Origin of the sequence: Flavobacterium psychrolimnae (genome assembly GCF_003312425.1) — a bacterium.
Taxonomy (GTDB): Bacteria; Bacteroidota; Bacteroidia; order Flavobacteriales; family Flavobacteriaceae; genus Flavobacterium; species Flavobacterium psychrolimnae.
In genome coordinates this window covers 152,338-165,009 of record NZ_QNUX01000002.1, presented here as the reverse complement: position 1 = coordinate 165,009, position 12,672 = coordinate 152,338, and the positions used below count along the sequence as shown (strand labels likewise).

4 protein-coding genes are annotated in these 12,672 nt (G+C 28.9%); all 4 read right to left on the bottom strand.

Annotated elements, in window-relative coordinates:
* Positions 1-78: 78 nt before the first annotated feature.
* The 4 genes from DR980_RS02955 to DR980_RS02940 all read right to left on the bottom strand — a co-directional run bounded on the left by DR980_RS02955 (position 79) and on the right by DR980_RS02940 (position 12,656).
* On the bottom strand, positions 79-1,242 hold the full coding sequence (locus tag DR980_RS02955; RefSeq protein WP_113633777.1) for a hypothetical protein: 1,164 nt from the start codon (positions 1,240-1,242) through the stop codon (positions 79-81).
* Complete coding sequence (locus DR980_RS02950) at positions 1,232-3,688, bottom strand: N-6 DNA methylase (protein WP_113633776.1); 2,457 nt, start codon at positions 3,686-3,688, stop codon at positions 1,232-1,234. The genes DR980_RS02955 and DR980_RS02950 overlap by 11 nt, the downstream gene beginning before the upstream one ends.
* A gap of 63 nt (positions 3,689-3,751) precedes the next feature.
* Positions 3,752-9,643 (bottom strand): DEAD/DEAH box helicase, encoded by a 5,892-nt coding sequence (locus tag DR980_RS02945; RefSeq protein WP_113633775.1) that lies wholly within the window; start codon positions 9,641-9,643, stop codon positions 3,752-3,754.
* A 7-nt stretch (positions 9,644-9,650) separates the two neighbouring features.
* Positions 9,651-12,656, bottom strand: a complete 3,006-nt coding sequence (locus DR980_RS02940; protein ID WP_113633774.1) for a hypothetical protein — start codon at positions 12,654-12,656, stop codon at positions 9,651-9,653.
* Between the last annotated feature and the right edge of the window lie 16 nt (positions 12,657-12,672).

The window sequence follows — 12,672 nt, the reverse complement described above, 5'->3', positions numbered from 1 at the left end:
AGCCATAATTTAATTTTTTTATTGGTTTACTTTGTAAAGGAAAAACCAGTATATGGAATGCGTCTACATCAATATAAACTATATTTGTTTAAAACTTATTGCAAAAAATGGATACTTATCTTTTGTTGTACTTGTGTTTTCTATTGATTTGGTAATTTCAAGTTTATCACCAATATCATAATTTCCATGAATTTTGCGATATTGTAAAACATATTTCCCAATATGATAATGTCCTTTTTCATCCTGCTCCAATTGCCCCATTCGATAACTCTCATTTGTTGCTATTTCAATATTTTTATCCTTGATCCATAAATTTGCATTAAGTTCTCTATTAGGATTTTCATCAATAAATTGTTTTAACCATATTAAATAATCTAATAGTTGAAAAACTAAACTTTTGAATAGATAAGGAGATTTAATATTTGAGATATACTCATCCACATTTAGCTTTAAACCTTTTTTATCGTGCTGACTATCTTGAGTAATAAATACAAGATTGTCAAAGAAATACGCCATAGAAGGATGCATAAAATCTTTAACTAAACTATATCCGGAATTATTTTTGTTATTACACAAAAACTTAACTGTTGGATTTAACCCAGTTTTATAGATTTCTTCTGGAATGATACTCAATTCAAATAATCTATCAAAACTGTTTTCTATAATTTTTCTTAATGGCAACAAATTATCTTTTGTTGGTTCAAAATCATTTGTTGTTTTAATTTGTTTCAATAGATTGCTTATTGGTTCATAAATTTTTGAACCTAAATACTTTTCGTTACCAATTTCAAATACTCGTTTGTATTCATTTCTTATTTGAAAATCTAACTGACCTTCAGCCGAAACTTTCAAACTATTAAACAATGCCTCTACATCTTCAGAAATCCCTTTTTTAAACACTTTCTTAAAAGCTTTTTTAAAATCGCTACTATCAAAAGCTTCAGCTTGACCTGTTAGAATATGAATGTCAAATTTCTTTGGAAGTTGTAAAATACGCTCCTTTGCCCTATGAACATAATCTGTATCTTCCGTATCAGCAACATCATCTTCTTTCTCAAAGAATTTTGCATCTAACAGAACACTATCATATAAAACTAAATTCCTTTCCAATTCAGCCATCCCAGCATCTAAAGATTTAAACGGGACCAATTTTAAATCAAAATCTAAAGCTAGCCGTTTAAATGCAGGCATATCTTCATGTTCATCATCTACCCAAAGAATATTATATACTTTATTGCTCATTTACACTATTTTTAATAGGGAATAAAAATTTAAAAACTACTGGATATAGTGGATTAGTATTTAAGTCAAAAGTCCAATCCTCATTTCCAAAATATGCGGCTATTCTATTAATATCGTAACCACCAATGCCTTTTCCTTTATTAACATTATTCGTGCTAAATTTTGAAATAAACTTTTCCTTACTATAATTTTTTGGGAAAGGTTTACCATTATTTTTTATTGAAACTTCTAATTGATTACCAATTAATCCTAATTCAATAACTACTTCATTCGTTTCATCGAAACTATCGAAAGCATATTTATTTGCGTTTGTAAAAATATTATCAAAAAGGATTTTCAATAATGTTAAATTACACTCTAAATATTTTTCAATAGTATCAACATCACTCAAAGGTTTGGGGTTGATTTTGAAATTAAAACCATTATTTGATAGCCCTTTTATAAATTCATTAATTTCAAATAAAGAAATTAGTTCTTTCTTATAATCATTAACTAACAAACCATTTTCTCCTTTTTCAAGAATAGTACTTATTTGATTAATATCATTTTTAAATTGATTAAAAACTTCTTTCAATTCGATACCATAACGCTCAAAAAACTTTGCATTAACAACTTTAAACTCATTGGAATTATTATTCTCAAAAAATCTAATTAAAGTTTTTGCATTTGATAAAATATTTTGTCTTGGCGCTCCTAAAGAATGCTTTAACGAAGCAAATTCGTCAAATTGATGTTTTTTAATACCACTCTTTAGATTGTCTCTTTGTTGCTCTAAATCATAAAGTTTAGAAGTCAATTCAATAAAATAATCTAATTGTTTTTGCTGTTCAAGCAAATTAGGTAAATCAAATTTTATAGATAAAATATCAGAAACTTTTAAAAATGGTATAACAGCCCCTTTTCTAAATGAGTTGGCTTGCTCTATAACATAATCTTTGTAGAATTCCATTACAACAAAAATTGGTAAGGCAATTTTCTTATCTACTCTTAATGCTAAAATATCATCATTAATATATATTGATTCACCACTAAATTCAAAAAAAGTAGGTTTTAATGTTCTACCAATTTTAGAAATCAATAAACAGCTCTCTTCAATTTTACTTACCCGTCTGATAAATGGAATTTCTTCAATTTTATCAATATCTAAATAGAAATTATGGTTATCGTCCTTAAGGTCTTTAATTTTAACCCATTTACCATTTTCACCAGAATTGAATCTTTGTCCTCTTATTCTAGTGACAAATTCATTCAATTTCACACCATCAAAATTTTCTAAAAAGTATCTTTGACAATCTAAAACTCTGTCATGCGATTTAACCTCTTCATTGGAGATTTTTTTTAAAAAACTACTCTCTTTTCCTTTCGAAATAGTTTCAACAAAATCTAAATCTTTAAGTGTTTTAGATTTATTCACACCATTAATTACAAAATCATCAGCAATAATGAAATTTATAAATCCTTTACTTTTTTTAGCTTTATTAATCACTAAAACAGAAGTTTTAATAGCAGTATGATGCAAAATTCCATTTGGAAATGAAATAACCGATTCTATTAAATCTTGTTCAATTAAATGGTATCTCAAATTTGCAATTTGTCCACTAGAAAACAGGAAGCTTTCTGGAACTAAAATAATCATTTTACCATCATTCTTTAAATCATCTAACCCTTTTTCAATCGCAAAATTTTCAAAGTTTCTGATTGTACCCCATTTACCTGATATTCCAAAAGGTAATCTCATTCCAAAAGGTGGTGATGCAATAATTAAATCAAACTTTAGGCTTGTTGGATTCCATTGTTTAATAGAGTCTCCTAAAATTAATGATTTGGAATGAAATGAATTGGTCGCTAATAATCTTAAAACCCCTACAACCCATGTTGTTTGATTAATTTCTTGACCTATGTAATTACTTTGTTCAGGAGCTAAAACTCCGAAAGAAGCTGCTCCTGCAAACGGATTATAAATAATTGCATTGTGTTTAGGATTAGCAATATTTATCATGAACCTACTTAACTCAATAGGTAAAATAAATTCGCCTGAAAATTTACCTAAAGATTGTAAAAACTTATATAAAATGAAATCAAATATTTCTAAGAAATTATCATCTAGTATTTTAGAATCTATAGAGTCTATAACTTCATATAATTGTACGAGTTTTTCCTTTGGTAAACGATAGATTAAAGAATCATAAACGCCATAAATGTCAACAATACTTGAAGCATTAACATTATCAGAATGTCGTAAAAAATCAAGAATAGAAACTTGATTCTCAACAGGATTTGATAAAAACTCATATTTAAAACCAATTCTCTTGATAGTTAATAAAAATAATACTAAATGAAAATCATCAGCACTTATCTCACCTCTTAAAATATTAAAAGAGGACCAAATTTTCTCTGAAATTTCATCCAGCATTTTTTTCTCTACCTTACCAACCATATCAGACATAAATCTTTGTTTTAATAATTACTTCGCAAATGTATTTATTATTTGTGCGGTATATCTGCACAGTTAAATATTTTCAATACTGATCGTATATAAAATAGGGTGATTGTTCATTTTAATAATACCAAATTGAATATTCAAAGTATTGATATCTTCTACTTTTAAATTATTATCATGAAGTCTCCATCCATGTTCTACTCCTGCATCTGGTCGAATTATTATTTTAATTCGATCATTACTAAATTCGAAATATCTATAATGTGGAATTGAATCAGATACGGTATTTACCGTAGATGCATCTAATTCATAACTTAATAATTTTATGTAACTGTCGCGTGATTCATAATCTTTGAATTCGTGGAAAAGCCTTACTGGAGTCCTTTCATTATAGAATTTTTGACCATAAAAAGTAAAATTATCTATTTCAAAATTTAATATTGCTTGCAGTTTATTTAAGAATTGTAGCATTAATAAACAGGCAAATGGTGTTTTTAAATAGCGGTCAGAATAGGATACATCAAACTTTTGCCCTCCCATTTTTGATTTTAAATCTAGTTTATTCGCTAGTTTATTAAGCACTTCATCAGCAATATTTACAGAACTTACAACTGAATTTGTATTAAGATAAGCTTCAAAAATAGTCGCTGTATTTACTAATTTATCTGTTTCTAATGGTTGAAAAATGGCGATATTTGTACTATCTACTCTATAAAGCTCTCCGTTATTAGATTCTCCCCAATTATTATCTAAATCTAGATGTACAGTATCGTTTACAAAATATTGGTAAAGAGTTCCGTCTTGTAGTTGAACAAAAGAAACCGTAGGCAATACTTCGTTTTCAACATTCTTTTGAATCCATAATTTATAACCCCTAGCCACCAATTGAATTAATGTCATTGTATCTTGGTTATTTGCAATTATGGGATCCCCTTTAAGAACTAAATTGACTACCGATTTACTTTTTAAATTCTCTAAAAATAAAATACTATCTAAATCCCAATTTTGTACCAATGGGTTTACGGTTAACCAAACTTGTTTGATTTTTGAAGCGTAGTTTAATTTAGTTAGTTCTTGTTTAATGCTTCCTATCATTCTCTTTGCTGTAGGATAGTTGTTTATTATTTCAGCAGGAATTGTAAAATTATTTATGTTATTCAACCATTCTAGTGCAATATTTCTATCTAATAGATTGATATGCCATTGTGTTTTTCTGTCAATTAAACATTTTGTACACGCATTTTGGCATAAACATTCTAACTTGTTTTTAGATTGTTTAAAAATTTCGTCTGCATATAAAAAGAATTGATTAGCATATCCAGCACCCCCTTTAGTTGTATCAAAGATGAAAATTGTGGAATAATTATCATATCTCTTAATACCAAAATCAAGTTCCCCTAATTCAATAGCTAGATAACTGGCAAGTTCTTTCACAAAAACCGAACCCAATGAATATAATAAAATTTCATTCTTTGAATAGGCATTATTTTCTCTAATTCTAATTTCACAAAAATCCGTTTTGAAGCGACCTCCTAAAATTACATTTGGTCTTATGGTTGATGTTGAAAAATTACCAGAACATGCAGCCCCCCCCTTATCATCTTTACCTCCTCTTAATCTTCTATGATCAATTAGTTCTTCTAATGACAAAGCTGTTTTACCACAATGCAAACACACATGAAAACCACTTCCATTCCCTACATTATAGTATAAAATCTCTCCATTCTCTTCACTTTCTCTAACATCGTAAATAGTATTGCTGTTTTGCTCCCATGGCTTAACATTAATCAACAATGGATCAACATATTGAATTCTTGATGATTCCGATATTTTCCTGTTTGGTGTTTGATAAATATCGACAGCAAAACCAGCAGGTTGAATCATTTCTGTAAAAATACCTTTGTTCCCATCGTTATCAGAAATTAAGCCTCTAAAGTTTTGGTTGTGACAATGTGGACATTCGGTTTCAATATTCTGACCTTCTGATACTTCGACAATTCTTTGATACCCACAAGAATTACATAATTGGATTATTTCTTTGGAAGCTTGATTCCCTCTATTATCATCTAAAATAATCCCAGAAGAATGGTAATTCATACCATCAATAACAATATTATTTCCTGGTGCAAATTCCGTCAATGCTCTTGTTATAAAATATGACGGATTTTCTTTTTTCCTATTATTACTTTTATTTAAAGTTTCAATATTCGTTGTGTCAAATTCAACAATACCAGTTGGCAAGCCTGCAGTTGGCAAAAAACCTTCTTGGGCCAAAAAAGTCAATGCGTTTTTATTAAGAAACTGTAGATATTGAATATTAACAGCTTTAAAAGCGATGGTGGTTTTACCAAATTCATCTTCCATCTCCTTTAGTTTACTTTCGAAACCTTCTTTCTTACTTCTAGCTTTATTAAGTATTTGATTGAAATTTGAAAATACTTTATTCAAAATATAGGTGAAGTTTTTATCTTCATAACTTGTATTTCTTACAATATTAGTTACTTGATTTGAAAAATTTATCACTTCATTGCTCATTAACCAACTTACGAATTTTATGGCAATTGGTTCTACTTCATCAAAAAAGAAGCTTTCGATTTTATCGGTAACTCTAATTCCTTTTACTTCATCAGTTTGTACAAACTTCCCAAGAAAGAAAGCATTTATGTGACGTTCTATCACTTGTGAGCTATTAAAGGAAATAAAAGGAGGTGCAATTTTGTGTGTTAAAGCCCAAGTTGGTGTATTAAAAGCATTCAAACCCACTGGATTTGGAGCACAAACTGTAAAAGCTATTGATTTACTTTCTTTTCTACGCCCCGCTCGTCCTGCTCTTTGTAAATAATTTGCTGGACCCGGTGGAACATTATTCATTACCACTGTCGAGATACCACCAATATCTACACCCATTTCCATAGTTGTAGAACAGTTGAGTATATTTATCTCTGCTTTTTCAAATTTATCTTCTAATTGCTTTAATCTTTTTTCATTTTGTTGTGCCGAATGTTCCCCAGATAAATATAGTGGTCTATTTAAAATTATCTTTTCGTGAATATCATTCCATAAACCGTTTTGCTTCCAATCTACTGAATTACTGCTAATCCAATCTTTTGTAGCTGAAAGATCTAATTCATTTTGCTCATTTCTATTAAATGGTAAATTGAATTTTGGAAATGTGTATGGTTGTGATTGCTTTATCTCAAAATGCCTGATATTATCTTCGGTAAAAGACCCCGTAATCCAAGGAGAAAAACCTTTAAATTGGGTATCTATCAAACGTTTCTTGACTGGACAAAGCCAAAGCTCTTCGGGAATTTGAAGTCTTGTTTTTTGTTCTAAATTTAATTTATATCCTGTATCGTCAATTTCTAAAACATTAGCTCTTATCGATTTCCATATTTCAAGAAGTAGTTCATTGATATCTTCTTCAATCTTATTAGTAATTTCAACTAGACTGAAATAACCCAACCCGGCACATAACAATAATGAAAGTCTATTAGGTCTAGCTTCATTTTTCTTGAATGTAGGCCATTTTTTAGCATTTGTTATAGACGAATCCGCATTGTGAATTTGAAAACTTTTAAGAAATGATGTTGAATAAGGATACATAGAATTATCAATAAAAAAATAAAACTGATTTCTAATTACATAATCAAGTCCAATTTTTAGTAAACTCTTCCATTCTTCAATTGTAATATTATATTGCTCCGCAATTCTTGGCAATTGAACATTGTCTAAATCAGGATAGACTAAACTAACCATTCCTAAATTTTCTAGAGAACGTTCTCTAGGTAATCTTCTGGCAAAATTATCAAATAGTAATGCTCTTGAATATTTTTCAAGATTTATGAAATTATCTTCTCGTGGATTGTTATTTTTAAAAAGTGTCTTTAAGTCGGATTTAGAATTTAAAAAGTCATATAATTGCTTCCATGATAATCTTGCATTTACTGTAGAAGTAGGTTTTAATATATCGATCTGTTCTTGAATCGCTCTTTTTTGAACTGAATTAGTGGCGTGTTCTAAAGATTGTTTTAGAATATTCAATAAAGCATCGTTTGAATTATTTTCAGTTAATCCTAATTGTTCTTGCCACAACTTGTGAAATACTTGAGAACGAATCCAATTGTTTTCATTGTCAATATTTATTAATGCTGATATTTTTGCAGTTCCTTGACGGCTATCAGTAAAGGAAATGTATTTATGTCCTTCCCAAAGCATTTCAGAACGGATTTCATCAGCACCAGGAGTATTCTCTAGAAATATATCTGATAAAATTCTGTTCATAAATGAAGAAGAAATCCTGAAGTGTAAGGGATTTTCAAGATTATTTGAACAATGAGGGCAGACACATTGACCATCACGATCCGCTTCAATAAAAACTTCTTTACTACGATCTATTTTACCATTATTATCAATACCAAATTCCAATGTTTGAGGAACATATCTTTTATTATTATTTCTTTTCGTAAAGAAAAAAGATTGTGTAGTTGCACTTATTTCATCATTATCATCACTATCAATATCATCCACAACAAAATTATCTTGACTGATTGATGTTGAAAGTGTTAAAACTTCATTGCCGTTTCTTTCCAGTTGTTTTTCTGCTTTTAGTAATTCATTACCACAGGAACGACAAGCCACTAGTTCAAACATAGGAAAATTACAATACGAGCAGTTTTTTTCGGCATAAGTGGTCATTGTCCCCATTACACTTTTTGAATCAAAATCTTTATGTTTATCACAATTTGGATTTGAGCAAACATAAACACCACCGATACCACGAGAAAACAAATGAGTCCTTAAGGGTAAAATAGAAACATCATTATTTTTATTTTCAACAATGGTATCTACAATTTCTAGTTTTTCATATATAGAACTTTTCTTTACGTTTAGACTATCTGTTATTTCAGTTAATCTAATAGCATCTGCATTGTATACTTTTATTCTTAAAAGCTCAATTTCCTTTTTATTATCAATTTGAAAAGTATCTGGAAGATTTTTGAATTCTCTTTTACCTGTAATTACTTCTATTTGATGCTTTTCAATCCCACATAGATTAGCCATAAACTCTTTTAAGCTTTTTTCACTTTCTTCACCACTACCAACAGTTGCAGAAGTAATTGCAAATCGTAAGTCTTTAATATCAACCTCAAAAGCATCCACAACTCTTCTTATTAATAAAGCCATTTCTGACGCTGCTGAACCTACTAATGTATGTGCTTCATCTAATAAAATCCAACGTAATTTCCCTTTAGAATTTTCTAAAAGCGGGACATCTTTATCACGGACTAAAATATATTCCAACATTGATGGATTTGTGAAAAGAATTTGAGGAGGCGTTTCTCTAATTTGCTTTCTTGATATTAATTCAGACTTAGCTTCCTTTTTTTTAGCAGCCGTTGAATCTTCATCGGTATTACCATTATAAACTGCATATTTCAAACCATCCAGTGCATTTACCCAGGCACCCATTCTTTTTTTCTGACTCCCAATTAAGGCATTTAACGGATATAAGAAAATTGCTCTGACACCAATTTCGTTTTGACAATTCTCGTACAAATCATGTAATACTGGTAACATAAAACATTCTGTTTTACCAGAACCCGTACCTGTTGTAACTGCAATAGATTTTTTTTCTTTTAAAAGTGTATTCCAACTTGTGATTTGATGGACATAAGGACTTCTATTTTTTGGAAACTCATATTCTCCTTTAATTTTATCAAGTTTTTCAATGAAACTAGTTTGAAACAAATTACTTAAATCACCAAAAGACTCTTTAGCAGGGGTCCATGGAAATGTATTTTGAAAAACTGGCTCAGCGAGCAATTTTTCTTGTTCAAATAAATTTGTTAGATAGTCTTGAAATTGAGCGTCTCCTGTTGCCCAAAGGGATAAAATAGAATCTTTTAATCTTTCTTGAATTTCAGTATATATTTTTTTGAATTTTATTTCTTGGCTCATTCTGCTTTTAGTTTAAATAATAAATTAATGATTCTTCATACCATTTCTTATCAAGGTCTTCTACATACTTAATTCTTCTCCTAAAATTATCGCCATTTACATGCCATAACCCTGTATTAAGACCGTTTATTGAAGATGCTACAGTTAAAGGTGCTATTACAAGAATATTAACTTGGTCGTGCCATTGCTTTTGAGGTATCGGTTTAGTATATTTATTCCTGTCTTTACTAATATCATAAGAAGGAAGTTGACTCATGACACTTTCTCCCAATCGTTGCCTAACGTTATTTAATTCTGCATTAAACACAAAAGTATTGGTGTTCCTTTTTTGAAGTAAACACAGGCTTAGTTTGTTCGATTTAAAATTTAGCATTACAGCAAGTGCTTCAAATATTTCTGGGCAACTTTCACAAATATTTTCCCAATCTGATAGCTTAACCCAATGGAAAGAAAATCCTAAATCATTTTCTAATTCTACAAAATCATTTCCAGAAAATCTGTATTCTTTTACATCAAATTTTATAGCTAAAAAGGCAAATGCTTTTGATGCTAATTCTGATGATGTTGTAATGGCTTTTATAATATCAAATGTTGCAAAAGGCAGGTCATTCTCTTTGCATAAATAATAATAAATCCAAAACCGATTCCATACTTCACTGCTGAAATCTTCGGATAAAAGTAGCTGCGAGTAATTAACAATTCTATTATTTCTATCATCAATTGACGTTAATTCATTATCTGGATTAACACATATAAACTCAGGTTTAATTTTGAATTTTGAATTCTTATCTGAAAAGAGAATAAACTTATTAACGTTAGTAGCATTAATTGAGTAAAAGTCAGAGTCTTTTTTTATTTCAACTTTATCAATATATTGTAAATCACAATCTAATGGTAAAGCATAAACACTGTTTGCAATATCTATACTTTCAATCTCATTAAATCGTATTACATTTTCATCATTTACTTCCCATGTTATTGTTTCTGAAAACTGTTTGATCTTGTAGCTCTTAATTGTTCTACTTCTCCTATTTGGAATTATTTCGCAGATATCCATTTTTAAATAATTATCACAATCGATAATATTAAAAAGCTGAAAAAGAGCTTTAAAAGTATCATAAAACTCAAATAAAGGCTTAATTTTTTTTTCGATCTTTTTTGAAATAATAATTTCTTGATTCTTGTTATTAGAAATTCTGACTTCAAATTCTTTCCCAAAAGAATGTGCAATCAATCGCCAACCTTTTATTTTATCTAGGTATATTTCCTCTTCTTTTATAATATTCTCCTCTTGGTCAACTAATATAACCCCTTGAAAAGGTGAAATTACTTCAGCAATTAGCCCTAAACTTTGATTATTCGCTTTTATTCTAGTTTTAATTGAAGTTGGAAATTTTGAAGGATTTACAATTTTAAAATCAATATTATTTAGATTTATATTGACATCATACAAATCCGATTTATATATTTCTAAAATGAAAGAATTGTTATTTACTCTAATCTGTGGATTATTATTATCTGAACTCGTTGCCAAACATAAATCACCAATATTAAAAACTCTTTCGAACTCATCAATCCCATCATGTGAGATTTTAATATCTAAAACTCCTAACTCTAATGATATGTGTTTTGAATTCCATGACTCTTTATTAACAGACTTCCATTGTAAATCTGGATTATTAATCCTTAAACCCATTTTGTCAAAAACAAGTACTCTCAAGTTGTTTTTTACAATATTTAGGTTGCTTCTAAGTAACCATTTTGGGTTTTCACTTAAAAATGTCCAATCAAATGTATTCTCCGTATTTGTCTTAAACTTAATTGTATTTCCATCAGATTTCTTTAAATTAATTTCATTTTGAAATTTTACTATCGAATACGGTTTATTGCTGATCTCAATATCTGTTTTTTCTTCAATATTTCCTTCAATTGAATACGTATTATCTACTACTATAAATCCAAAATTATTATGGGTATGTCTAGATTTTTCCAAAACAAAATTTTCATTATTATCTGTTGCCCATAATCTTGGGGAATCCAAGTTTAACTTAGAATGAAGTAAATGATTTGAGTCATAAATTTTGTCAAAACTATCAATTAGATAAATTTCTGTCTCAAAATTTTCCTCAAAATTGACAAAAACTTTGAACTGTAAAATTTTGTAAGTATCATTATTTCTTTTAATGAACTTAGCGACTAAATCAGTACCGACAAATAATCTATATTCATTTTGGCAATCAATTTCGTTATCATTTAAAATATATTTAAGTTCATCAATTCCTATTCTTGATGTAATAAGAGTATTAAGGTAAAAAGAGTTACTTTTAGAATTAAAGTTCCATTTGAATTTAATAGCATTATTTGTTTTTCTTCCTTTATCTCTTTCAATAATTAAGTCCTCCGTTAATTGTTTTAAATCTTCGTTCTCTTTAAAACTCAATAACTCAGTTTCATCTTCATCCAATACAGCACGTACAATTTCTAAACAACTACTATATATAATATCATTTTGACTTGATCTAGGCAGCAGATTAATTAAATCCATATTCGTAGAAAAATCACCAATTTCACGTGGATTTAAATGAATAATACTTAAAAGGAAATCCCTATACTTTCCTTTATTATTTTTGATATGATTAAGAGGAAGTCCTCCTTGCAGTAATAAAGTTTTTAGATATAGTGTATTTTGTATTTTTATCCATTTGTATTTTAAAAGGTAGCCTCCTTTTTTCGCTAATTCATATAATTCATCTGCATCAAAACAAAGTGTTGGATATCCAATTGAAGAATATATCTCTTCTTTAGAAGGATATTTTCCGTTGTAACATCTTTTCCACCACTCTGCAAAATATACAGCACATGTACGAGGATCTAATTCAGAGATGCGTTGTACAGTTTTGAAACGCTCTTTTAACTGATTAAATTCAAAATCAGATAGATTATATTTCCAGATAGGTTGACCAGTATGAAAATCTAGATTTCTAGTCTTTAATATTTTGTGAAATCCACTCATACATTTTTTTTTGGTA